The organism is Nocardioides sp., from assembly GCF_047602075.1.
In the GTDB taxonomy this organism is placed as follows: domain Bacteria; phylum Actinomycetota; class Actinomycetes; order Propionibacteriales; family Nocardioidaceae; genus Nocardioides.
In genome coordinates, this window is sequence record NZ_JASGIF010000002.1 from 567086 (window position 1) to 590450 (window position 23365).

27 protein-coding genes are annotated in these 23365 nt (G+C 69.4%); 17 read left to right on the forward strand and 10 right to left on the reverse strand.

All coding sequences use genetic code 11. The features are described 5' to 3' along the window. Positions 1 to 277: 277 nt before the first annotated feature. The 9 genes from hemL (at position 278) to QM714_RS15460 (ending at position 8828) form a co-directional block, all read left to right on the forward strand. Positions 278 to 1630: a glutamate-1-semialdehyde 2,1-aminomutase gene (hemL, locus tag QM714_RS15420; protein WP_415102121.1), complete on the forward strand. Its 1353-nt coding sequence runs from the start codon at positions 278 to 280 to the stop codon at positions 1628 to 1630. Continuing rightward, positions 1630 to 2304 (forward strand): histidine phosphatase family protein, encoded by a 675-nt coding sequence (locus QM714_RS15425; RefSeq protein ID WP_415102123.1) that lies wholly within the window; start codon positions 1630 to 1632, stop codon positions 2302 to 2304. The genes hemL and QM714_RS15425 overlap by 1 nt, the downstream gene beginning before the upstream one ends. Positions 2305 to 2327: 23 nt before the next feature. After that, entirely contained in the window at positions 2328 to 2882 is a 555-nt protein-coding gene (locus tag QM714_RS15430) for a TlpA family protein disulfide reductase (RefSeq protein WP_415102125.1), read from the forward strand. After that, positions 2875 to 3639: a cytochrome c biogenesis CcdA family protein gene (locus QM714_RS15435; RefSeq protein WP_415102127.1), complete on the forward strand. Its 765-nt coding sequence runs from the start codon at positions 2875 to 2877 to the stop codon at positions 3637 to 3639. The genes QM714_RS15430 and QM714_RS15435 overlap by 8 nt, the downstream gene beginning before the upstream one ends. Then, entirely contained in the window at positions 3636 to 5267 is a 1632-nt protein-coding gene (locus QM714_RS15440; RefSeq protein WP_415102129.1) for a cytochrome c biogenesis protein ResB, read from the forward strand. Before QM714_RS15435 ends, QM714_RS15440 begins: the two co-directional genes overlap by 4 nt. Further along, complete coding sequence (ccsB, locus tag QM714_RS15445; protein ID WP_415102131.1) at positions 5267 to 6295, forward strand: c-type cytochrome biogenesis protein CcsB; 1029 nt, start codon at positions 5267 to 5269, stop codon at positions 6293 to 6295. Before QM714_RS15440 ends, ccsB begins: the two co-directional genes overlap by 1 nt. A 285-nt stretch (positions 6296 to 6580) precedes the next feature. Further along, entirely contained in the window at positions 6581 to 7831 is a 1251-nt protein-coding gene (locus QM714_RS15450; protein WP_415102133.1) for a hypothetical protein, read from the forward strand. 71 nt (positions 7832 to 7902) lie between these two features. Then, positions 7903 to 8463, forward strand: coding sequence for a hypothetical protein (locus tag QM714_RS15455; RefSeq protein WP_415102135.1), 561 nt, complete (start codon positions 7903 to 7905; stop codon positions 8461 to 8463). 83 nt (positions 8464 to 8546) lie between these two features. Beyond that, positions 8547 to 8828 (forward strand): hypothetical protein, encoded by a 282-nt coding sequence (locus tag QM714_RS15460; protein ID WP_415102137.1) that lies wholly within the window; start codon positions 8547 to 8549, stop codon positions 8826 to 8828. 259 nt (positions 8829 to 9087) lie between these two features. Here the strand turns inward: QM714_RS15460 and QM714_RS15465 are convergent, their stop codons facing one another. Together QM714_RS15465 and QM714_RS15470 are read right to left on the reverse strand one after the other, a co-directional pair. Next, on the reverse strand, positions 9088 to 9438 hold the full coding sequence (locus QM714_RS15465; RefSeq protein WP_415102139.1) for a hypothetical protein: 351 nt from the start codon (positions 9436 to 9438) through the stop codon (positions 9088 to 9090). 82 nt (positions 9439 to 9520) lie between these two features. Further along, complete coding sequence (locus tag QM714_RS15470) at positions 9521 to 9712, reverse strand: hypothetical protein (protein ID WP_415102141.1); 192 nt, start codon at positions 9710 to 9712, stop codon at positions 9521 to 9523. Between the two features lie 63 nt (positions 9713 to 9775). Here QM714_RS15470 and QM714_RS15475 point away from each other — a divergent pair, with 63 nt between their 5' ends. Continuing rightward, positions 9776 to 10039, forward strand: coding sequence for a DUF4229 domain-containing protein (locus tag QM714_RS15475; protein WP_415102143.1), 264 nt, complete (start codon positions 9776 to 9778; stop codon positions 10037 to 10039). An 87-nt stretch (positions 10040 to 10126) separates the two neighbouring features. Here QM714_RS15475 and QM714_RS15480 read toward each other — a convergent pair whose 3' ends face one another. The 3 genes from QM714_RS15480 to QM714_RS15490 all read right to left on the reverse strand — a co-directional run bounded on the left by QM714_RS15480 (position 10127) and on the right by QM714_RS15490 (position 12623). Then, a complete protein-coding gene (locus tag QM714_RS15480) occupies positions 10127 to 11476 on the reverse strand; it encodes a TrpB-like pyridoxal phosphate-dependent enzyme (protein WP_415102145.1) in 1350 nt (449 codons plus the stop codon). 100 nt (positions 11477 to 11576) lie between these two features. After that, complete coding sequence (locus QM714_RS15485; RefSeq protein WP_415102147.1) at positions 11577 to 11714, reverse strand: hypothetical protein; 138 nt, start codon at positions 11712 to 11714, stop codon at positions 11577 to 11579. A 36-nt stretch (positions 11715 to 11750) separates the two neighbouring features. Beyond that, positions 11751 to 12623: a 1,4-dihydroxy-2-naphthoate polyprenyltransferase gene (locus QM714_RS15490; RefSeq protein ID WP_415102149.1), complete on the reverse strand. Its 873-nt coding sequence runs from the start codon at positions 12621 to 12623 to the stop codon at positions 11751 to 11753. 211 nt (positions 12624 to 12834) lie between these two features. On the opposite strand from QM714_RS15490, the gene QM714_RS15495 reads away from it, so the two are divergent. Genes QM714_RS15495 through menD form a run of 4 tightly spaced genes read left to right on the forward strand, consistent with a single transcriptional unit; the run spans position 12835 to position 16989 of the window. Further along, entirely contained in the window at positions 12835 to 13341 is a 507-nt protein-coding gene (locus QM714_RS15495; protein WP_415102151.1) for a DUF6297 family protein, read from the forward strand. Between the two features lie 20 nt (positions 13342 to 13361). After that, entirely contained in the window at positions 13362 to 14411 is a 1050-nt protein-coding gene (locus QM714_RS15500; protein WP_415102153.1) for an AMP-binding protein, read from the forward strand. A 17-nt stretch (positions 14412 to 14428) separates the two neighbouring features. Continuing rightward, entirely contained in the window at positions 14429 to 15358 is a 930-nt protein-coding gene (locus tag QM714_RS15505) for an o-succinylbenzoate synthase (protein ID WP_415102155.1), read from the forward strand. After that, the gene (gene menD, locus QM714_RS15510; protein WP_415102157.1) at positions 15355 to 16989 is read left to right on the forward strand and encodes a 2-succinyl-5-enolpyruvyl-6-hydroxy-3-cyclohexene-1-carboxylic-acid synthase; all 1635 of its coding nucleotides are present in this window, start codon (positions 15355 to 15357) and stop codon (positions 16987 to 16989) included. The genes QM714_RS15505 and menD overlap by 4 nt, the downstream gene beginning before the upstream one ends. 74 nt (positions 16990 to 17063) lie before the next feature. Here menD and QM714_RS15515 read toward each other — a convergent pair whose 3' ends face one another. Next, positions 17064 to 18290, reverse strand: coding sequence for a cytochrome P450 (locus QM714_RS15515; protein ID WP_415102159.1), 1227 nt, complete (start codon positions 18288 to 18290; stop codon positions 17064 to 17066). Further along, on the reverse strand, positions 18287 to 18790 hold the full coding sequence (locus QM714_RS15520; RefSeq protein WP_415102161.1) for a GNAT family N-acetyltransferase: 504 nt from the start codon (positions 18788 to 18790) through the stop codon (positions 18287 to 18289). Before QM714_RS15520 ends, QM714_RS15515 begins: the two co-directional genes overlap by 4 nt. A 97-nt stretch (positions 18791 to 18887) precedes the next feature. Between QM714_RS15520 and QM714_RS15525 the strand changes: the two genes are divergently transcribed. Next, positions 18888 to 19529: an MBL fold metallo-hydrolase gene (locus QM714_RS15525; RefSeq protein ID WP_415102163.1), complete on the forward strand. Its 642-nt coding sequence runs from the start codon at positions 18888 to 18890 to the stop codon at positions 19527 to 19529. Between the two features lie 148 nt (positions 19530 to 19677). Then, the gene (locus QM714_RS15530) at positions 19678 to 20325 is read left to right on the forward strand and encodes a M81 family metallopeptidase (RefSeq protein ID WP_415103041.1); all 648 of its coding nucleotides are present in this window, start codon (positions 19678 to 19680) and stop codon (positions 20323 to 20325) included. Here QM714_RS15530 and QM714_RS15535 read toward each other — a convergent pair. Together QM714_RS15535 and QM714_RS15540 are read right to left on the reverse strand one after the other, a co-directional pair. Further along, a complete protein-coding gene (locus tag QM714_RS15535; RefSeq protein ID WP_415102165.1) occupies positions 20267 to 20659 on the reverse strand; it encodes a PIN domain-containing protein in 393 nt (130 codons plus the stop codon). The genes QM714_RS15530 and QM714_RS15535 overlap by 59 nt on opposite strands. Before the next feature lie 6 nt (positions 20660 to 20665). Continuing rightward, entirely contained in the window at positions 20666 to 20923 is a 258-nt protein-coding gene (locus tag QM714_RS15540) for a type II toxin-antitoxin system Phd/YefM family antitoxin (protein WP_415102167.1), read from the reverse strand. Between the two features lie 95 nt (positions 20924 to 21018). Between QM714_RS15540 and QM714_RS15545 the strand changes: the two genes are divergently transcribed. Then, positions 21019 to 22062, forward strand: coding sequence for a hypothetical protein (locus QM714_RS15545; protein WP_415102169.1), 1044 nt, complete (start codon positions 21019 to 21021; stop codon positions 22060 to 22062). A gap of 6 nt (positions 22063 to 22068) precedes the next feature. On the opposite strand, the gene QM714_RS15550 is transcribed toward QM714_RS15545, so the two are convergent. After that, a complete protein-coding gene (locus QM714_RS15550) occupies positions 22069 to 23334 on the reverse strand; it encodes an isochorismate synthase (protein WP_415102171.1) in 1266 nt (421 codons plus the stop codon). Positions 23335 to 23365: the final 31 nt, after the last annotated feature.

Consider the following 23365-nt stretch of genomic DNA (forward strand, 5'->3'; position numbering starts at 1 on the left):
ACCGTGCGTCGTTCACCGAGGTAAGTGCAGGCCTACCGACATACCTTGTGAAAGCGGTGACAGGAGTGACCACCAGCGACCAGCAACCCGGACAGCGACGCCAGCCGCCGGCTCCCCTCTCCGGTCGCTGCCATGTCGGCGAGCACCCCCGGCGACCAGCAACCGGCAGCAGACGGGGAGACCCGAGCAACGTCGCTGCCCTGTCGGCCAGCACCACAGGCGACCCGCGACCCCCGACATCAGCCGGAAGTCGAGCACAGTCCCTCCGGAGCGCCCGATGGCCGATGTGCGGTCTCTCAGGAAGGTCGGCCACAATGTGGCGGTGACGTCCCAGGCCAGTGCTGCTCTCTTCGCGCGTGCCCAGGCGGTGACCCCGGGCGGCGTCAACTCGCCGGTCCGGGCGTTCAACGCCGTGGGGGGGACGCCGCGGTTCGTCCGGTCGGCGGTGGGGGCGTGGCTGACCGACGTGGACGGCAACGAGTACGTCGACCTGATCTGCTCGTGGGGCCCGATGCTGCTCGGGCATGCGCACCCGGAGGTGCAGGCTGCGGTGCAGGCGGCCGTCGCGCGCGGGACGTCGTACGGCACTCCGACAGAGCCCGAAGTCGAGCTGGCTGAGGCGATCGTGGAGCGTACGCCGGTCGACCAGGTGCGCTTCGTGTCCTCGGGCACCGAGGCGACCATGTCGGCGATCAGGCTCGCTCGTGGAGTGACCGGCCGTGACGTGGTGGTGAAGTTCGCCGGCTGCTACCACGGCCACGTCGACTCGCTGCTGGCGTCCGCGGGCTCGGGGCTGGCCACCTTCGCCGTGCCCGGCACGCCCGGTGTCCCCGAGTCGTCGACGGCGCTCACGTTGGTGCTGCCCTACAACGACCGGTCGGCGGTGAAGCAGGTCTTCGCCGAGCACGGCGACCGGATCGCCTGCCTGGTCACCGAAGCCGCCCCCGGCAACATGGGCGTGGTGCCGCCCGAGCCCGGCTTCAACGCCTTCCTCGCCGAGACCTGCCGTGCGCACGGCGCGCTGTTCGTCTCCGACGAGGTGATGACCGGCTTCCGGGTCACCCGGACCGGCCAGTGGGGACTCGACGGAGCGGTCGAGGGCTGGCGACCCGACCTGATGACCTTCGGCAAGGTGATGGGCGGCGGCTTCCCGGCTGCTGCGTTCGGCGGTCGCGCCGACGTGATGGCCCAACTCGCCCCCGGCGGTCCCGTCTACCAGGCCGGCACCCTGTCGGGGAACCCGGTCGCCACCACCGCCGGACTGGCCACCCTGCGGCTGGCCACCGACGAGGTCTACCGCCACCTCGACCAGACCGCCGAGACGATCAAGATCGCAGTTGCGGAGGCACTGACGGCCGCCGGTGTGCCGCATGTCGTGCAGTCGACCGGCACCATGTTCTCGGTGTTCTTCACCGAGAAGGCGGTGCTCGACTTCGCCGGCGCGAGCGACCAGGACACCGCGGCGTACGCCGCCTTCTTCCACGCCATGCTCGACCGCGGGGTCTACCTCCCGCCGTCGGCCTACGAGGCGTGGTTCGTCTCCGCCGCGCACGACGACCGTGCCGTCGACACCGTGCTGGCTGCCCTGCCCGAAGCGGCCCGAGCCGCAGCCGCGACCCGAGGAGCCTGATGAGCGAGCAGACCACCGTCCACCTGCTGCGGCATGGTGAGGTGCACAACCCCGAGGGCGTGCTCTACGGCAGACGTCCCGGCTATCACCTCTCCGAGCTGGGCGTGAAGATGGCCGAGCGGGTCGCCGACGCGGTCAAGGACCGCGACATCGTGCACCTGGCCGCCTCTCCGCTGGAGCGGGCGCAGGAGACCGCGCAGCCGCTGGCCGAGGCGACTGGCTTGGAGATCGGCACCGACGACCGGCTGATCGAGTCGACCAATGTCTTCGAGGGCAAGGCCTTCGGGGTCGGCGACGGCGCGCTGCGCTCGCCGTCGGCCTGGCGGCATCTGTGGAACCCGTTCAAGCCGTCCTGGGGTGAGCCCTACCAGGAGGTTGCCGCCCGGGTGCGCGCCGCGGTGGTGGATGCCGAGCGGGCGGCGCGGGGTCACGAGGCCGTGTTGGTCTCCCACCAGTTGCCGATCTGGATCACCCGCCTCTCCGCAGAGGGTCGGCCCTTCTTCCACGACCCGCGCCGGCGGCAGTGCACGCTGGCCTCGCTGACGTCGTTCCATTTCGACGACGGCAGGCTGACCGAGGTGACCTACTCCGAGCCGGCCGCAGACCTGATCCCGAGCAGGGACAAGAAGGCCGCCTTCTCGGCCGGCGGTGCCCCCGAGGAGCACCGGCCCTGATCGCTTCGCCGAGTCCTCGCACGGTGCTCGCCTTCGCGGGAGTGCTGGTGCTTGCGCTGCTCACCGGCTGTTCCTCGGTAGCCGGGACCGGCGACCGGGGCTACATCTTGGGCAACGGGCAGGTCTCCGTCGTCGATGCCGCAGACCGGGGCAAGCCGATCGACCTCGACGGCACCACCCTGGACGGCAAGCCGCTGTCGATCGCCGATCTGCGGGGCAAGCCGACCGTGATCAACGTGTGGTGGTCGCAGTGCGGGCCGTGCCGTGCCGAGGCCCCCGACCTGGTCAGCGCCTACGACAAGATCGGCAAGAACGCCAGCTTCGTCGGCCTGAACATCCGGGACACCTCGGCCGACCAGGGTCTCGACTTCGAGCGTGAGCACGACGTCCCCTACCCGTCGATCTACGACCCGGACGGGGCCGCGATCCTGGCTTTCGCGGGGCACGTCAGGCTGAGCGCGCCACCGAGCACGGTGGTGTTGGACGACCAGGGCCGGGTCGCCGGCGTCATCTCCGGGGCGATCCCCTCGGTGCGCACGCTGGTCGATCTGGTCGACGAGGTCTCGCACGATGGTTGACTGGTTCCAGCAGCAGGCGCTCGCCGGGTCGCTGGTGCTGGCCATCCCGGTTGCGATCATCGCCGGGCTGGTGTCGTTCTTCTCTCCGTGCGTGGTCCCGCTGCTGCCCGGCTACCTCTCCTACGCCACCGGGCTCTCGGGCGCCGACCTGATGGACGGAGAGGTGACCCGGCGGCGGCGCTGGCGGATGATCGCCGGGTCGGTGCTGTTCGTCTCCGGCTTCACCGTCATCTTCGTGCTGCTCGGGCTGGCCTCCGGCACCGCCGGCGCCTGGTTCTACTCCTACCGCCACGAGTTCGGCATCGTGCTCGGGATCATCAGCATCCTGCTGGGGTTGGCCTTCCTCGGCCTCATCCCCTTCGCCCAGCGTGAGTGGCGCATCCACGCCGTACCCTTCGTCGGGCTCGCCGCCGCCCCCCTCCTGGGCTTCCTGTTCGGGCTCGGCTGGGTGCCGTGCGTCGGACCGACCCTGGGCGTGATCAACTCGCTCGCCTGGAACGAAGGTACGGCGGCGCGTGGCGCCCTGCTGTCGGCGTTCTACGCGCTCGGGTTGGGTATCCCCTTCGTCGTGGCCGGGGTCGCCTTCGAGCGGATGCTCGGCACCGTGCGATTCGTGCGGAGGCACCAGCGTTGGGTGACCGGTCTCGGTGGCGTGATGCTGATCGCGGTCGGCGTGATGCTGCTCACCGGGTGGTGGGATCAGGCCACGACGTGGATCCAGATCCATCTCGTCGACGGCTACGAGGTCAGCCTGTGACCACCGAGGAGCGGACCCCCGAACCCGGCGATCTCGCCGACCGTGACCCGCTGCTCGGCGAGACTCCCGCGGGGCCCGAGAGGCAGCCGGGTGAGCTCGGCGTGGTCGAGCTGCTGCGCTGGGCCTGGCGTCAGCTGACCTCGATGCGGACCGCCCTGATCCTGCTGCTCCTGCTGGCGTTGGCGGCGATCCCCGGCTCGGTCATCCCGCAGACCGGGGTCGACTCGCTGAAGACCTCGCAGTGGCAGGACCGGCATCCTCAGCTCACCCCGATCTACGAGCGGCTGGGTCTCTTCGCGGTCTACGACTCGGTGTGGTTCTCGGCGATCTACCTGCTGTTGATGGTCTCCCTGGTCGGCTGCATCCTGCCCCGGCTGCGGGTCTACTGGCGGGCTCTTCGCGCCCGGCCGCCGGCAGCGCCGCGGGTGCTGACCCGCCTGCCCGGCCACGCGACGTACACCACCGACCTCACGCCCGAGGACGTCCTAGTCCGCGCCCGCGAGGTGCTCGGCCGTCGCCGCTACCGTCTGCGCCCAGCGACCGACGGCGACGACGCGGTGGCCGCCGAGCGCGGCTACCTGCGTGAGGCCGGGAACCTGCTCTTCCACCTCTCGCTGCTGGTGGTGCTGGTCGGCTTCGCGATGGGCAGTCTGTTCGGCTACAAGGGCGGCGTCGTGGTCATCTCCGGGAGCGGCTTCTCCAACGTGCTGACGCAGTACGACGACTACAAGCCGGGCAGCTTGTTCGACCCCGACTCGATGGAGCCGTTTCGGTTCACGCTGGACTCCTTCGACGTCGAGTGGGTCACCAGCGGGCGGGCGCGCGGGATGGACCGCAAGTTCGTCTCCCACCTGACCTACTGGCCGACGCCGAACTCCAGCGCGAAGCACTACGACCTGCGGGTCAACCATCCGCTGCGGATCGGCGGCACCGAGGTCTTCTTGATCGCACACGGCTATGCGCCGGTGATCACGGTGCGCGACGGCGACGGCAACGTCTCCACCAGGCCGGTCGTCTTCCTTCCGCAGGACAAGACCCTGCTGTCCTTCGGCGTGGTGAAGGTCCCGGAGGCGAAGCCGGACCAGATCGGCCTGGAGGGGCTGTTCTATCCCAGCTATGTCAAGGTCGACGGCAACCCCGTCAACGTGACCGGCGACGACCTCAACCCGACCCTGTCGCTGCTGGCCTACAAGGGCGACCTCGGTCTCGACAGCGGGGCGCCGCAGTCGGTCTACTTCTTGGACAAGTCCGGCCTCACCGCCCTGAAGAAGGCGAACGGCAAGCCCGACCGGATCGACCTCCAGATCGGCGACACCGTCCCGATCGCCGGCGGCGGCTCGGTCACCTTCGACGGTGTCAAGGAGTGGAACCGGTTCCAGATCAGTCGCACTCCCGGCAAGGACCTCGCTCTCGGTGGGGTGATCGCTGCTCTGATCGGACTGCTCGGGTCGCTGTTCATCCGGCCGCGTCGGGTGTGGGTGCGCGCTCGCTCCGGCGAGGACGGTACGACGGTCGAGGTCGGTGCGCTCGAGCGGAGCGACGGAGGTGAGCTCGACTCCGTGCTGGCCGGTATCGTGGCGGATCTGCAAGGTGACGAGCGCGGCGACGAGTCGGGAGTGGAGACCTGATGAGCGACCTGGACTGGGAGAATCTGAGCCAGCAGGCCATCGCTGCAGCCGGTGTCGTCTACTTCCTCGCCCTGATGGCGCACCTGGTCGAGTGGAGCTCCCTGCGCAAGGTGCCGGTCGCTTCCCGCGCGGAGCGGCGGGCCGAGCGCAGCGCTGCCGCCCCTGGGAGCGGCACGCTCGTGGCGGACCCGATCGTCGCGGATCCGGTGATCACGGAGACCGGTGGGCCGCGTGAGCCTGCCGAGCGGATCGCCATGTTCGGCAGGCTCGGGCTGCTGCTCACGGGCCTCGCCTGCGCGCTGCAGTTCGTCGCACTGGTCGGCCGCGGCATGGCTGCGGATCCGAACCGGGTGCCCTGGGGCAACATGTACGAATTCGTGCTGGCCGGCACCTGGGTCGTCGTGGTGATGTACCTCGCGCTCTACCGCCGCTTCCGACTCAGCTGGCTCGGTCCGCTGGTCACCGCGTTCGTGGTCACCCTGCTGATGGTCGCGGTGATCTGGCTCTACGGCCCGGTCTCCCCGCTCCGTGAGGCCCTCAATTCGCCCTGGCTGGTGATCCATGTGATCTCGGCGATCGTCGCCACGGCGGCGTTCTCCCTCGGCGGGATCGTCTCGGCGCTCTACCTGATCAAGGAGCGGTCGAAGAACCCCGACCGGGGCTACATCGCCCGCCTGCCCGAGCCGAAGACGCTGGACCGGATCGCCTATCGGCTACACGCCTTCGGCTTCCCGGTGTGGACCTTCGCCGTCTTGATCACCGGGCCGATCTGGGCCCACCAGGCCTGGTCGTCCTATTGGAACTGGGATCCCAAGGAAGTGTGGGCGTTCATCACCTGGGTGGTGTACGCCGGCTACCTGCACGCCCGCGCCACCGCCGGCTGGCGAGGCCGCAAGGCGGCCTGGCTGGCCCTGGTCGGCGTCGCCACGCTGTGGTTCAACTTCATCGGGATCAACTACTTCTCCACCACCAGCATGCACTCCTATGCCGGGTCTGAGGTGGGCGCGGTCTCGACCGACTCGACTTGATGGGGCGGATCCGATCGCCGGTTCGTGACCGGCCAGGTGCGTCCGCGAACGTTATGTAACAGAACCTCAACAGCGGACGTCAAGTGATTGACGCGCGCGACAATCAGGGCCTACTTTCATAGGCGCGGGCTACGTTTCCGTGGCCCCGGTTCGGGGGAAGGGTCGGGTCTGCAATGCGATCATCGGGAGACCGAGGTAGGCCTCGTTTTACTACTGCGACCGTCGGTATCGTTGCCGGTGTTGCTGGCATCCTGTTGGGTGTTGCGCTGCTCGGACAGCCCCGAGGTGAGCCTGAGAGCCTCCTCGGTGGAGTCTGGTGATGGGAGCGGCGTCTCCGTCGACGTGATTCACAATCCACCGCTGCTGTACGAGCCTGGCAAGAAGTTGAAGCTCGAATTCGAGTTGGTGTGCCCGGAAACTCCGTGCGCCAATGTCACCGGTACTGTCACGGTCGAGCCGGAGGGCTCTGCGGCGGTCGAGGAAGAGGTCGTGGCTGACGGGGTGGACCTGACCGTGGAGGTTCCCCCCGAGGTATTGGCTGCGCAGAGCTTCCGCTATCACGCCGACTTTGAGGTCGACGGCAAACAGGCTGCGGAGTATCCAGCCGACGGGGTCTCGATGGAGGCAGTCTCCTTTGACACCGCGCGGGTGGTAGATCTGGGGAATCCGCCGTGGGCGCCGGAGGAGATGGAGCGCGGGACGCTGGTGGCGTCCGGTGGGTGGGGCAGCGGCCCCTCGCAGTTCGGGAAGAGTCCTGAGGGGTTCGGCCCCGACTCGTTCGCGATCGCGCCGAACGGCGACGTTGTGATCATGGACACCAAGAACAAGCGGCTGGCCCGGTTCGACGCGCAAGGCAACCGGACCAATGTGCCCATCGAGTTGTCGCCCGGCGAACCCGTGGTTGGGATCGAGCCTGACGGGCGGGTCGACGTTCTCTACGGAACTGCTGTACCGCCGGCGCGGATGGAGCGGTTCTCGGCCGAGGGTGGAGCGGCCGAGGAGACCGTTGATCTGCCCTTTGCGGGCAATGACGTGGTCCGAATTGGGGACACGATGTACGTCGAGGCTGATGATTCTTGGTGGACTCCGGTCCTGCGTGGCGGCGCAGTGTTGTCGGAGCAGGAGCAGGTCGCGGGCGCCTTTGCGGGGATTCCTGATGCCGCCGGTGAGGGTCTGGTGATGCGCAAGCACATGAGGGAGGAGGGCAACGAGGTCCGAATCGCGCAGTTGACCGCCAACGGTGTCCAAGCCTGGCGGCTGACCGGGCAAGCGCCTCTGCTGGAGGTTGACGTGGCCGCGCCCTTGCCCGATGGGCGGGTGGCGGTGGTGCAGAGCCAGGTCGTCGAGCAGAAGCACCCTCAGTCGATCGTCCTGGTCCTTTCTGCGGACGGCGTCGACCAACAGTTCACCATCCCGATGGAGGCATACGTCCTGGGAGCGGTCGAGTTTCGTCTCCAGGGCTCCGATCTCTACCAGATGCGAACCACCGAGGACGGCTTCAATATCTGGCGATACGACCTTGCACAGAAGGGCTGAGCGTGACTATGAGATCCCTCGTCTTGATCGGAACTATGTCGTTAGCCACGGGCTTCGTCGTTGGAGGGAGCGTGGTCCCCGCACTCGCCGCTGACTGGGCCGACACCCACTGCAACAAGAACCCTTCGGTCGCTGTCACGAGTTGGACCCGGGGCGATGCGAAATCATACGCTGCGACAGCGATCGGTGATGGTTATGACTGGGGTGGCGGCTGCTGGAATAGCAACGGCAAGGACGATACGCCAGCCGAAGACACCTACCATAACTCCGTCGGGGAGGGTCCAGATTGCTCGGGGTTCACCTTCAAGTCCTGGGCGATGACGAAGACTGGTTCGGATCACAAGCGTCGCTGGGAGCTCATGACCGATGAGCACGGCCCCTATACCGCGGACTCCTTTCACGATGGCGCTGGTCCTATGACCACGATGGGTTTCGAACCTTCGTATGCAACAACGAAGAAGATGGATGCATTTGCGAGTAGCACGCATATCGGGATGATCTACTCAGAAGGGAGCGGCGGTTCAGACCAGATCATTGAGGCGAAGGATCAGGGTACAAACGTTCTGGTTATGACCCGGACTTACCGCAAGACACCCGGATATGTGGGCGTCAAGCGACAGAACTGGGGGTGATCATCATGAGGCGCAGCCCAGCACGGCTAGTCTTGCCGCGGCCCCGGTCGTTGGTTGTCGCCGGAGTTATCGCCGGGTGGAGTGTGGCGCTGCTAGCCACGCCGGCTGAGGCGGCCTTCAAAGAAGGCAACATCTCGTGTGGTCAACGCGTGCCGAAGGTGGTCGCCGTAACGAAGGGCGCAACGAACGTCTGGACACCCGGAAGCAACAATCCCGTCTACAAGGGAACCTTCTCGAGTTTCAAGGAAACGGAGACGCTGGACAATGCCAAGGATGGCTCTGCGTGGCGCGTCGAGGGAGCGTTGGGCGTGAAAGCCGCCAAGACATACGCGGTCTGCACGAACCTCGCTTGGCCTTCTGGATGATTGTGCACGGCTGTCTCGGCTCTGCGGTCCCTTGCGCTCGGAGCTGACTCTCGCTGGGCGGCCGGCACGACCGTTGCCGAGACCGCCAGTGCACGAGTGGAGTCTGGGTTGAGGAGGCCGCTGTTGCAGCCTCGCTCACAGTCACGCCCGCGTTGATGGCCGCGATAATCAGCTCCGGCAGTCGCCGTCGGCCAGTCGACAGTCGGCATCGTTGGGCACCCTCCGACTGGCCCCTCAAGTGGGCGCTAACGTCTCCGGCTCAGTTGGTGCCGAAGCAGATGGCGTAGGTCTGCTGGTAGGCCGTGGAGTCCACCCCTCGGTCGATCTTCTGCCCGAGCAGGGCGAAGTAGTCCTGGTGATAGGTGGTCAGCGCGCCGTCCGACGACGGGCACTGCTCGACCTCCGAGACCTGCAGCACGCCGTCGGAGTCGACACAGCCCTGGTAGTCCTTCGGCAGCGTGCGACCCTTGACCCAGATCTGGTGACAGGCGGGCAGACTCTCGCTCTTCGGCGTGGCTCCCGAGTGGGTCGGGTCGGCAGCGGTCCCGCAGCCGCCCAGCACGAGGGCAACGGCGACCGTCGCGAGAATCGGTCCGATGAATCGTCGCACGGTCCGAGGCTAGTCGGCGATCTGCGGGCTCGCAGGCGAACACGAGGAGTCACCGGTGACTCGCTCCTGCCCGATGTGGCGGTCAGCTCAGGTCGTCGTCGTCGCGCCGCCGGTCCAGCTCGCGGAGGAAGTCGACGTCGTCGTCCGGCGCGACCGGACGGGTCGGCGGCTTGGGCTGCTTCGGAAGGGAGGCGCCTGCACCACCTTGGAGCTGGCGGATCGTGAGATAGATCGCGACCCCCAGCAGCAGGAGGAGAAGGATCAACTTGAGCACATCTCCAGGGTAGGCGGGAGGTGGTAGCGCAGTGGTCGCGGTTCGGGCCTATCGTTGGGGGGCGTGAAGCCCTTCATCGTCTACACGCTGCTGCGGACCCTCCTGTTCGCCGGAGTGCTGGCCGTCGTGGTGGCGCTGTGGATCCTGATCTTCGGCAAGGAGGCCTCGATCATCTGGCCGGTCGTGATCGCGCTGCTGGTCTCCGGGGCCCTCTCCTACTTCGTGCTCAACCGCCAGCGCGAGGAGTTCGCCGAGAAGGTCGACGCCCGGGCTCGCCGCGCCTCTGCGCGGTTCGACCAGGCCAAGGCCAAAGAGGACGAGGACTGACCCAACTCCCGCGGTGCTGTAGTGGGTTGGGACCCCGTATACCGGGTCCTCAGCCACCACAGGACCGCGGCAGACGGGCCGGCCGGGTCAGACGACGGGCACCTCGGCGAGGGCGGCCTGGAGGGAGTCCTCGGAGAGGGGGTCGTCCTCGAGGCGACCGGAGAGGTATTCGTCGTACGCCCCCAGCTCGAGCAGGCCGTGACCGGAGAGGCCGACCACGATGACCTTCTCCTCGCCGGACTCCTTGGCCGCCAGTGCCTCGCGGCGCATCTGGGCCAGCGCGTGGGAGGACTCGGGGGCGGGCACGATGCCCTCCGTCCGGGCGAACTCGATGGCCGTCTCGAAGCACTCCCGCTGGTGCAGGGCGACCGGCTCGATGAGGCCCTCGTGGACGGCGTGCGAGACCAGCGGCGCCATGCCGTGGTAGCGCAGTCCGCCGGCGTGGATCGTCGACGGCACGAAGCCGTGGCCGAGGGTGTACATCTTCATCAGCGGGGTGAGGCCAACGGTGTCGCCGAAGTCGTAGCGGTAGTCGCCGCGGGTCATCGTCGGGCACGAGGTCGGCTCGACGGCGACGATGCGGGCGTTGGCGTTGCCGGTCAGGTTCTCCCGCACGAACGGGAAGGCGAGGCCGGCGAAGTTGGAGCCGCCGCCGGCGCAGCCGATCACCAGGTCGACCTTGTCCTCACCCGCCTTGGCGAGCTGCCGGAGCGCCTCCTCGCCGATCACGGTCTGGTGGAGCAGCACGTGGTTGAGCACCGAGCCGAGGGAGTACTTCGAGTCCGGGTCCTGGGCGGCCACCTCGACCGCCTCGGAGATTGCGATGCCGAGCGTGCCGGGGTGGTCCTCGGGGAAGGCCTTGCCGGACTCGGTCAGTCGTGACGGCGACCGGTGCACCTTGCCGCCGAAGACCTCGATCAGGGTGCGCCGCTGCGGCTTGGTGTCGAAGGAGGTGCCGACCTGCCACACCTCACAGTCGATGCCGAACAGCGAGCAGGCATAGGCCAACGCCGTGCCCCACTGACCGGCGCCGGTCTCGGTGGTCAGGCGCTTCACGCCGTGCAGCGAGTTGTAGTAGACCTGCGGCACCGACGTGTTGACCTTGTGGGAGCCGGCGGGTGAGACGCCTTCGTACTTGTAGTAGATGCGCGCCGGAGTGCCGAGCTTCTCCTCCAGCCGCACCGCCCGGATGAGTGGCGAGGGCCGCCACTGCCGGTAGACCTCGCGCACGGCCTCGGGGATCTCGACGAACCGCTCGCCGCTGACCTCCTGCATGATCAGCTCGATCGGGAACAGAGGGGCCAGGTCGTCCGGGCCGACCGGCTCGCGGGTGCCCGGGTGCAACGGCGGGGGCGGCGGCGTGGGGAGGTCGGCGACGATGTTGTACCAGTGCGTCGGCATCTCCGACTCGTCCAGCACGAACTTGTGTTGGCTCACGTTTCCCACACCTTTCAGCGAACTGATCCGCCGCGGGTCAGGGTGCCCGCGGAGTCCCGGGACGACGTACCTGCGAGAGGAACCTACTACCTCTCGGCGGCTACTTGTCTTTGGGCCGGTTGAGGTAGCGGTCGACCCGGTGCTCGGACTGGCCGAGGATCTTGGCCAGGATCGGGACGCGGAATCGGTAGACGACGAAGGCGGCCACGGCGATCGCCAACAAGACGAAGAACCACATGTCGGCCAGGGTAGCCGCGGCATGTCCGGGAGGCGGCTAGCGAAGGAAGAGCGGTACGGCGACCAGCAGGGCCCAGGTCAGCTCACCGATCCCGGTCTGTTGCAGCACCGGCACCAGCGCGAGTCCTCGGGCACCGCCCAGCACCGTCCGCAGGGGCGCGATCATCCGGACCAGGAAGAGCAACCCGACCAGGGCCCACCAGGTGGTGGCCACCGCGACCGCCACCACGGCCGCAGTCGCGGCGAGCACCAGCAGCAGGTAGAGGTAGCGGGTGCGCTCGTCGCCCAGGACGACGGCCAGGGTGCGCTTGCCAGTTGCGGTGTCGGTGGGCACGTCACGCAGGTTGTTGACCACCAGGATCGCGCAGGCCAGCGCGCCGACACCCACGGCGGCGTACAACGCGGCCCACTCCCAGGTGCGGGTCTGCACATAGGTGGTGCCGACGACTGCGACCAGCCCGAAGAACACGAAGACCATCAGCTCGCCGAGGGCGAGGTAGCCGTAGGGGCGCTTGCCGCCGGTGTAGAACCAGGCGGCCACGATCGACACCAGCCCGACGGCCACCAGCCACCACGCCGTCGTCGCGGCGAGCACCAGTCCGGCGATCGCGGCGACTCCGAAGGCCGCGAAGGCGGCCAGCTTCACCGCGTGGGCGGTCGCGGCTCCGGAGCCGACCAAACGCATCGGTCCGACCCGCTCGGCGTCGGTGCCGCGGATCCCGTCGGAGTAGTCGTTGGCGTAGTTGACGCCGACCTGCAGTGCCAGGGCGACCACCAGGGCCAGGGCGGCCTTCCACCAGACGACCTGGCCGGCGTACGCCGCCACCCCCGTCCCCGCGACGACCGGCGAGACGGCGGCAGGGAGGGTGCGGGGGCGGGCACCGGCAACCCATTGAGCGGGAGTAGCCACGGGGTCAGATTCAACCAGGGTCGCCTCTCCGACGCGCGATAAGGCTCCGCGGACCGCCAGATACCGTCACTCTCATGACTTCCCCGCGGCCACCTTTGCTGCAGGTGCGCGGGCTGACCCGTCGGTTCGGCGAGGTGACGGTGGTTGCCGGTCTGGACGTCGACGTCGCCTCCGGCCAGGCGGTTGTGCTGGCGGGTCCTACGCCGGCGTTGTGGCCGGAGCGGGACGGATCGTGGTGTTGGTGGCCGCGTTGGCCGGGTTCTTGGCTACTCTGCCGTTGCTCAGCGGTCTCCGGGTGCTGGTGCGAACACCAGGCTTGGCGCGGCTGATGCCCTTCTCGGTCGCGCGACTTCGACGGGCCGTCTTGGCGGTGCCGACCGGACTGGCGTTGCTGTTCGGCCTCGCTTGCGGGCCTGCTGTGGGCCGAGGACTGGAGGTCCCGGCTGGGGACGGCCTGTTCCTCGGCGTCGCGGTAGGTCTGTCGGGGTTGGCCTCGGCGGTGCGCTGGGTGACCGGTCGACCACCGGACTACTCCCGACCGCTGGTCTCCACCCCGGCGGGCGGTGTGCCGACCAACCTCTACGGCAGTGCGGTGCGCGGCTTCGACGTACTCCTGCTCACCACGGCGCCGATCCTCCTCGTTCCGACGGTCCGGGGCGGCGAGGTGTCCCTGCTGCTCGCGGTGATCGTGTTGGCCTATCTGACCGGCCGCAAGTAGACGCCGGATAGCGTGCGACCATGAAACTGGCTGGGTCGACGGCCGAGATCGTGGCGGCCGTCCAGGACTGGCTCGGTCACGATGGCGAGCCAGAGCCCCTGATCGTGTCAACCTCCGGGTCCACGGGTGCCCCCAAGCGCGTGGTCTTGTCCCGCCGAGCGGTGTTGGCGTCGGTGTCCGCAACCGCAGAGCGGCTGGGCGCGGAGGGGCGGTGGGTGCTGGCCTTGCCGGCGACCTATGTCGCCGGACTGATGGTGATCGTCCGCTCGCTGGTGGCCGGGAAAGCACCGATCGTTCTCGGTCCGCATCAGACCATGGCCTCGACGCTGGAGTGGCAGGCGTCAATGGCGCCGCGCCGCTTCGTCTCGCTGGTGCCCACGCAACTGCACCGTCTGCTCGACTCACCGACCGAGACCGCGAGCCTGCGCCGGTTCCACACCATCCTTCTCGGCGGCGGGCCGATCGATCCATCGCTGCGGGCACGGGCCGAGAAGGCGGGGCTGCACGTCGTGGCGACGTACGGCTCCAGCGAGACGGCGGGTGGCTGCGTCTACGACGGTGTGCCGCTGCCGGGGGTCCGGGTCGATCTCGGCGAGGACGGGCGGATCAGGCTGGCCGGACCGATGCTGTTCGAGGGGTACGACGGCGAACCCGAGCTCACCGCCCAGACCCTGGTCGACGGATGGTTCGTGACCTCGGACCTGGGCCGGTGGGCTCCTGACGGTCGACTCGAGGTGGTCGGCCGCGCCGATGATGTCGTCGTCTCGGGTGGTGTGAACGTGCCGCTGCCTGCGGTCGCCGCCCGTCTGCGCGCACACCCTCGCGTGCGGGAGGTCGAGGTGCTCGGCGTCTCCGACGCCGAATGGGGGCAACGGGTGGTCGCCTTCGTGGTGGGCCAGGTCGGCCTGGGCGAGGTCGGCCTGGGCGATGTCAGACTGGACGAGGTCAGGGACTGGGTCTCCCAGGAGTTGCCGCGGACGTGGGCACCACGCCAGCTGGTGATGGTCGAGTCGATGCCGCTGCTTCCCCACGGGAAGGTCGACCGCGAGCGGTTGCGGGGGCTGGTGTGAGGGTCTGGTCGATCCCGATGCGGACCCGCTTCCGCGGAATCACCGCCCGCGAGGGCGTGCTTCTCGGGGGTGATGCCGGGTGGGGGGAGTGGAGTCCGTTCTTGGAGTACCCCCCCGAGGTCGCCGAGCCCTGGCTGCGATGCGCGGAGGAGGCCGCTTCCGGAGACTGGCCGGCGCCGGTGCGCGACGCCGTACCCGTCAACGTGACGGTGCCGGTCGTGTCGCCCGAGCGCGCCGCTGAGTTGGTGGCGGCGTCGGGGTGTGGGACGGCGAAGGTCAAGGTCGCCGACCCCGGTGTCTCGCTGGGCGACGACCAGGCTCGGCTCGAGGCGGTCCGAGACGCGCTCGGCCCGAGCGGCCGGATCCGCATCGACGTCAACGGACTGTGGTCGGTCGACCAGGCGGTCGCCTCGATCGTGGTGCTGGACCGGGCGGCGAGGGGATTGGAGTACGTCGAGCAACCGTGCGCCACCGTCGAGGAGCTGGCGACCGTGCGCAGCAAGGTGTCCGTGCCGATCGCGGCCGACGAGTCGATCCGGCGGGCCGAGGACCCCTATCGGGTGCGGGACCTGGCCGCCGCCGATGTCGCCGTGCTCAAGGTGCAGCCGCTGGGAGGAGTGCGATCCTGCCTACGGATCGCCGAAGAGATCGGCCTGCCGGTGGTGGTGTCGTCGGCGCTGGAGACCTCGGTCGGCATCGCTGCGGGAGTGGCACTGGCGGCCGCGCTGCCGGAGCTGCCGTTCGCCTGTGGTCTCGCGACGGTGGCGCTGCTCACCGACGACGTGGTGGCCGAGCCTCTGCTGCCCGTCGACGGGATGCTGCCGGTCCGGCCGGTCGTGGTCGATCCCGCTGCGTTGGATCGACTGGCGGCGCCGGCCGATCGGGCCGAGCACTGGTCGACCCGGCTGGCCGAGGTCCGAGCCGTGCGGCAGGATCGCTCGTCGTGAGCAACCCGTCGACCGAGCTGGCCCGGGGGGTCGTGGCCACGCTGATCGAGGGCGGCGTCACCGAGATCGTGCTGGCACCGGGATCCCGCAACGCCCCGCTGGCCTTCGCGGCCTACGACGCGGCCGTCGCTGGGCTGGTGCGCTTGCACACTCGGCTCGACGAGCGATCCGCTGGATTCCTCGGCCTCGGGCTGACCAAGGTCGGCTCACGGGCGGCGGTCGTGTGCACCTCGGGGACGGCCGTGGCCAACCTGCACCCCGCCGTGCTGGAGGCCTCCCATTCCGGGGTCCCGCTCGTGGTGGTGACCGCCGACCGGCCGGCTCGTCTGCGGGGGACGTCGGCCAACCAGACCACCGACCAGGTCGGCTTCTTCGGTCCGGCCGTCGCGTCGTTCGACCTGTCCGTCGACGGACCGCGGTTCACGCCCGATCTGCTCCCCCCGATCGCCCGGCACCACCGGGTCGGGCCGGTCTTCGGGGCGCCGTACCACCTCAATGTGCAGCTCGATGCTCCCCTGGTGCCGGGGGACCGCTGGGTGCCCGAAGAGTTGCGGTTTGGGCCCAAACGGCAGGATTTCGGCTCCCAGGATTGCGGTTTGGGCCCAAACGGCATCCCTATCGGCCCCCGGACCGTCGTCCTCGCGGGGGACGACGCGGGCCCGCCGGCGCGGATTCTGGCCCAGCGGGCGGGCTGGCCGTTGCTGGCCGAGCCGACAGCCGGGTGCCGCACGGGAGACAACGCGCTGCGGTGTTATCGGCTGCTCCTGGACGGTGACCTCGGTCAGCGCATCGAGCGGGTCCTGGTCTTCGGTCACCCGACCCTGTCGCGGCCCGTCACTCGCCTGCTGGATCGGCCCGGGGTCGAGGTGTGGGCGACCGCGAGCATCCGTGGGCGGCGTCCGTTCGAGGTGGCCACGGAGCTGGCGACCACGACCGAGCACGAGCCGGAGGGCGCCGACGATCCTGCCTGGCTCGAGGAGTGGAAGTCGGCCGACCGCAGCGTGGCCGCCCAGCTCGACGCCCTGCTGGCGGCCGAGCCGGGCCTGACCCCTCACCAGGTCGCCGGGGCGGTCAGCCGTGCGGTGCCGCCCGGAGGGTTGTTGGTGGTTGGCGCGTCGAGCCCGATTCGCGACCTCGACCTGATGGCGGTGCCCTATCCCGTGGGCGACCGCCGCAAGGTGATCGCGAACCGTGGCCTGGCCGGCATCGACGGCACCGTATCGACCGCGATCGGGGCCGCCCTCGGGCGTCGCCGCGAACGGGCCCTCGCCCTGCTCGGCGACGTCACCTTCCTGCACGACATGGGCGGGCTGGTGCTCGGACCCGACGACCCGCGGCCGGACCTGACCCTGGTCGTGGTCAACGACGACGGAGGGGCGATCTTCGCGATGCTGGAGCAGGGCGCGGAAGAGTACGCCGACCGCTACGACCGGCTCTTCGGGACCCCACACGGGGTGGACATCGCGAGCCTCTGCGCCGCCACTCGCACCCCGCACTGGCGGGTCGACTCGCTCCCCGAGCTCGAACACGCCCTGGCCAGTCCCGCCGGCGGCATCGAGGTGATCGAGGTAGCGGTCGACCGGAGCCGCCGCCGCGAGCTCGACGAACGGATCCGCGCCCTGCGTCCCTGAAGCGGACCGCCACCATGGTGCGGTGGAGATCGCCTTCCTGCTCGTGGCGCTATCCCCACCACCTCGCCGGCTGATCAGTGGTGGATCCGAACCTGACGTTGTCGGGGGGTGGGGGTGAAGCGGATCGGGAAGCAGACGGCACCGGTGTTGCCGGAGACGGGGAGCCACTGGCCCGGGCCGTCGGGGACGGCGTCCGGCATCCGCTGGGCGAGTAGGGGCAGGGCAACGGCCATGTCGGTGCGGGCGACGAAGTGGCCCAGGCAGTGGTGGGCGCCGGCACCGAAGCCCAGGTGTGGCGGGCGCAGCTGGGTGATGTCGAAGCTCGGGTCGGGCATTGCGGCCGGGTCGGTGCCGGCCGAGTGCGAGAGCACCTGGACCACACCCCCAGCGGGGATGTGCAGTCCGTTGAGGTCGACGTCCTCGATCGCCTCGCGGGTCACCCAGGTCACGGTGGGGTTGACTCGCATGATCTCCTCGACCGCCTGGCCGCCGAGCTCGGGCTGCTCGGCGAGCAACCGCCACTGGTCGGGATAGCTGAGCAGAGTCTGCAAGGCGAGCCCGATCTGGTTGCGGGTGGTCTCCATCCCGGCCATGGCCAAGAAGACCAAGGCGACGCCGAGCTCGTGGCGACTCAGTTTGCCCTCCTGCTCCTGGGCCTGCAGCAGGGTGCCGACCAGGTCGTCTTGGGCCAGGTCGTCTCGGAGCCGCGTCATCCGCTCCTCGATGGCGGCTTCGACATAGCCGTAGAGCCCGTCGAGGGCGGCCTCGATCCGCGGCAGGTCCTCCTTGACCCGGATGCCGAACGCTTTGCCGAGGTCGTCGGCCCAGTGCGCCACCTGCGGCCAATTGTCCTCCGGAAGGCCGAGCAGGACGCACAAGATCCGGGAGGAGTAGGGCTCGGCGAACTCACTGACGAACTCGACCTGGCCACGAGGTGCGAAGGCGTCGATCAGCTCGTTGGCCAGCTCCTGGAACCGCGGCCGCAGGGCCGCGATGGTCTTGTTGCGGAAGGCGGGCTGGAGCAGCCGGCGCAGCCGGAGGTGGTCGTCGCCCTCGAGACTGAGCAGCACCTCCTTCCACCAGTCGGAGAACATGCCGGAGTGGATGCCGTTCTGGGCCGGCCATTGCGCGTTGCCCTGTTGGAAGCGGCGGTCCTTCAGCAGTGCGGCTCCTTCGTCGTAGCGGAGCACCGCCCAGCCGTACGACGTCTCGACGTACCAGTCCTCATCCCGCGCCTCGTGGACCACCGGTGAGGTCACGTCGAAGGCGGGGTCGGCCAGGTCGAAGTAGCGCCTGCTCATGCGCCGGTCTCCTTTCGCACGAGTCGAAGCTCCCATAGGCCGAGACCGGCGTACCACTCCCGCGCGCCGTCGGCGTGGAAGCCGTTGCGCTCGTAGAAGCGAAGCGCCCGAGCGTTGTCCTCGAGCACCCACAGGCTGGCGGGACGGTCACCGAGCACCACCTCGAGGAGCGCCTGGCCGACCCCGGAGCCGTGCCAGAACTCCCGGACATAGAGGGCATAGAGCTCGTCGGACACCGGCGGGTCGGAATCGCGCGACCGCCCGGCGCGCGCGAATCCGATCAGCTCGCCGTCGACCTCCGCGACCACCCGCGGCGACCCCGCACCGAGGTCGGCGCGCCAGGACTCGACCCAGCGGCCGACGTCTGCAAGTCGGGACTGCAACAGCGCCGGGTCGGCCAGCGGACCATAGGCCTCGCGCCAGCAGTTGCGATGCAGCGCAGCGCCCGCCTCGGCATCCTCCAGCGTGGCGTCGCGCAGCGTGACCGTGTAGTCGCTCATGACGCTCCAAGCATGGTCCACGGCGTCTCGACGGGCACCCTCGGTCCCGAGGCCCGACCAGACCAGGACGGTCCTCGATCCGGCTAGCCTGGCGTGCATGCGGATCACGAAGTTCGGTCACGCCTGCGTGCGGATCGAGTACGCCGACAGCGTGGTCGTCATCGACCCCGGCATGTTCACCGACCCCGAGGCGGTGGCAGGCGCCTCGGCCGTGCTGATCACCCACGAGCACCCCGACCACTACGACCCGATCAGGCTGCGGGCGACCGATGCGCCGGTCTTCTCCATCGAGTCGGTGGCGGCGCGGGTCCGCGAGGAGGCGCCCGACGTGGCCGAGCGGCTCACCGTGGTTGCTCCCGGTGAGACCTTCGACGCGGGCCTGCCGGTGCGTGCGGTCGGTGAGCTGCATGCGGTGATCCACCCCGAGATCCCACGGGTCACCAACTCCGGCTACGTCGTCACGGCGGGTGAGCATCGCGTCTTCCACCCCGGCGACGCGTTGACCCCACCGGACGAACCGGTCGACCTGCTCTGCGTGGTGGTGTCGGCGCCGTGGATGCGGGCGGCTGAGGCGGTCGACTTCGCCCGCGTGGTCGGTGCCCCGCGCAACCTGGCGATCCACGACCAGGTCTACTCCGACGCGGGCCTCGCCATCGTGGACGGTCACCTCAACCGGCTGCTGCCCGATCACCAGGCCTATGTCCGGCTCCCCGACGGCGCCGACCTGACCGTCGCGTGAGCGCCTCCCGACGGCCACGGGTGGCCATCGCCGGCATCAGCTTGGAGGCCACGACCTTCAGTCCCGCGCGCACGGCCTCAAGATCCTGGCGCCCCAGCGCGCTCAGCAGATCCTCGACGCTCGCGAGTTCTGGGCGCCCGGCGGAAGCCTGACCGATGCCGCACGCTGGGTGCCGATCCTGCAGGGCAGAGGCATCCCGGGCGGTGCGATCCCGGCCGCCGACTATGCCGTGCTGAAGGCCGGGATCCTGGAGGGGTTGGCCGCGGTGCACGCCGCCGAGCCGCTGGGCGGGATGGTTCTCGATCTGCACGGTGCCGCCAGCGTCGTGGGTCTCGACGACATGGAGGGCGACCTCGCTGCCGCCTGCCGCGAGGTGCTGGGACCGGACGTGCTGATCTCGACTGGCATGGACCTGCATGGCAATGTCTCGCGCCGGCTGGCCGTGAGCCTCGACCTGCTCACGACCTACCGCACCGCACCTCGCGTCGACTGGCTGGAGACCAAGGAGCGCGCGGTCCGCAACCTGCTTCTCCGACTCGCGCGACCCGAGTCGGAGTGGCGCCCCTACAAGGCGTGGGTGCTCGGGTCGAGGACAGACACGAGTCGCCGGTGCGCCCCGAGGGTGCTCCGCTGCGTTGCCGGGCGCTCGAAAGACGTCCAGTCTGCCTTCGCGCCGCCGCCTTGCCCTCGCACCCCTCGGGTGCCGCTCGCGACGGCGCCCCTGCACGGATCGAGGCTTAGCTGTCGGGCGCCAGGACCACGAGGCCGAGTTCGTGGGCGGCTTCGGCCATCCTGAGGTCGTAGGTGAGGAGCGCGTCGACCCCCAGAGCGATGGCAGCGGCCAGGTGGAGAGCGTCGAGGGACCTGAGATTGGCTCCCGGGAGCAGGCCGGCCTGGCGATAGAGCGCGTCGGTGAGGCTGTAAAGGTCGATCGTGGCGAGGAATGCGCTGACCTGGGTCTGATCCAACTCAGGGGAGCGGTAGGCAGCGCGACGCATCTCTGTCTCGAGCAATCGCGTCCCGACCAGGGTCGCCTGGGCATCATCGATCGCGGCCGCCAGTGCGGGCGACTCGGCCTCCTCGAGCACGAGTTTGAGCGCCGCTGATGTGTCGGCGTACCAGGTCGCCACTAGGGGTCACCGCTCCCCACGCAGCTCGTCGAGCAACTCCTCGCTGGGCAGCGTTGAGGTCACCCGCGGCCAGTCTCGGTAGTCGACCCGGTTGCTCGCCGGCCGCGCCAGCGGCAGAGCCGGGCTGGTCTCGGAGGCTTCCGCCGGTCGCAGCACTGCTACCGGAGTGCCGTTCTTGGTGACGAGGAACGACTCGCCCTCCTCGACAGACCGGATGACCCGCGCGTTGTCGTTGCGCAGCTCGCGCTGGCCGATCGTCTTCACCGCGCACCCTCCTTGTGCCGTAGCACGACTGTAGCACATTCGAGATGGCCTCGGTCCGGCGACGGTGGCGGCCGCCTGCCGTCACAATGAGGCCCATGGATCTTCGACCCGCCCTCACCGCGACCCTGGTCTGCGCGCTCGCGGCCGCCGCCCTCGCTGGCGCGACGGCCGAGGCGGCGCCGACCAGATCCGCCGCCAAGGCCGACCAACGAGACCAGGGTCGCGCGGCTGCCGGCGTCCACCGAGTGGGCGGCTGTCAGGTGTTCCCGGCGGACAACCCGTGGAACACCCGCATCGACGACAAGCCGATGGCCAAGCGATCGAAGGCGATCATTCGCAAACAGGCCGCCGGCCACAAGATTCACCTCGACCTCGGCACGACCGAGGAGTACTACGGCATCCCGGTCAACGTGGTCTCGAAGAACCACGGCACACTGCCGTTGAAGTTCGGCGTCGAGGGCGAGGACTACCGCCGGGAGAGCGACCGGGGCCCGGTGCCCACGCCCAAGAAGGCACACATCGAGGGCGGCAGCCGAGCTCACCCCGATCCTTCGGGCGGTGATCGGCACGTGATCACGGTGCGGCGAGGGACGTGCAAGCTGGTCGAGCTCTACAAGGCCAAGCGGGTCCGGAACTCCGCAGGCAAGGTGGTCGCCTGGCGCGCCTCGGCAGCGGCCCGCTGGGACCTGGGCTCGAACAAGCTGCGCCCGAAGTTCTGGACCTCTGCCGATGCGGCCGGCCTGCCGATCCTGCCCGGACTGCTGGACTACGACGAGGCGGCCAGCGGCGAGATCACCCATGCGCTCCGCTTCACCCTGCCCAGCGCCCGCGCCGCGTTCGTCTCACCCGCCAGGCACTGTGGGCCGTCAGGCAACACCAGCCCCACACTGCCGTCGTACGGCATGCGCTTCCGGCTCGACGCCAACTTCCCAGTCAAGCGCTATCACGGTGCCGCGCGCACCATCGTGGTGGCGATGAAGCGCTACGGGTTGATGTACGCCGACCAGGGGTCGGCCATGTATGTCACCGGATCGGCCGACCCGCGCTGGGCGAAGGTGCTCGACCAGTTCAACGCCCACCCCATCGACGGCTCCCGGTTCGAGGTCGTCAAGACCGGCAAGATCACCCGCTGCCGTTGAGGGCCGTCAGCTCCCGGCGAGGGCGTCGCGGACCGGGACGAACTTGGCCTGGGCCTCGGCGAGCTCGGCCTCGGGCTGGGAGTCGGCGACGATCCCACAGCCAGCGAAGAGCCGCACGGTGGTGCCGCTGATCTCGGCGGAGCGGAGGCCGATCGCCCACTCGCCGTCGCCGGTGGCGTCCATCCAGCCGACCGGCCCCGCGTAGCGACCCCGGTCCATCCCCTCGATCTCCGCGATCAGCGCGGTGGCGACCGACGTCGGGGTGCCGCCCACGGCGGCCGAGGGGTGCAGTGCGGAGGCGAGCGCGAGCGACGACACCGTGGCGGCGTCGTGGGCCACGCCGGCGACGTCCGTGGCCAGGTGCATCACGTTGGGCAGGTGCAGCACGAACGGCGCCTCGGGGACGTTCATCGACGAGCAGTGCGGCTCCAGCGCGTCGGCCACCGAGCGGACGGCGTACTCATGCTCCTCGAGGTCCTTCGACGAGTGCGCCAGGTGGGCGGCGAGCGCGAGATCGTGGTCGTCGTCGCCAGTGCGACGAATGGTGCCGGCCAGCACGCGGGAGGTGATCAGGCCGCGCTCGCGGCGCACCAGCATCTCGGGAGTCGCGCCGAACATGCCGTCGACGTGGAAGGTCCAGCAGGTGGGGTATTGATCCACGAGCCGTTGCAGCGGCCAGCGGACGTCGATCGGCTCTGCGGCGGTGGCCACCAGGTCCCGGGCCAGGACGACCTTCTCCAGGTCGCCGCGCGCGATGCGCGACACGCCCTCGGCGACCACCGACATCCACTGCTCGCCGTTCAAGGCGCCGTCGGTGAACACCGCGTCGACGGGAGGTTGCGGCGGGCTCGTCGGCTGCACGGTGGGCGACGGCACCGGCTCGGTGCCGATCGTGGTCACCCAGCACCGATCGCCGCGGCGACCGATCACTACCTGCGGCACGATCAGCGCGGAGTCGCCGGGCTCGTCGGCGAAGGCGAACGAGCCGAAACACACCAGGCCGGACCCGGGCTCCCCGACCTCGTCGTGGATGTCAGCGCGCGCCGTCGTCTCGGCCCACCACTTGTCGGCGTCGGCGAAACGGGTGGCCGAGCGCGTGCGCAAGACCGCGGCGGCACCCCAGCCGACCAGTCCGTCGCCGCGGCGCAGCCAGGTGACCGGCGAACCGGCGGGGAGGAGCGTCGTGAGCGGCGTCTCGGGGTCGAGATCGACGGCGACCGACGTGACGACGAATGGGCTGGTCTGCCCGTCGGCGGACGGGGTGGGGGTCACGAGGCGTCAGAATACGCGCCACCCGGGTGCG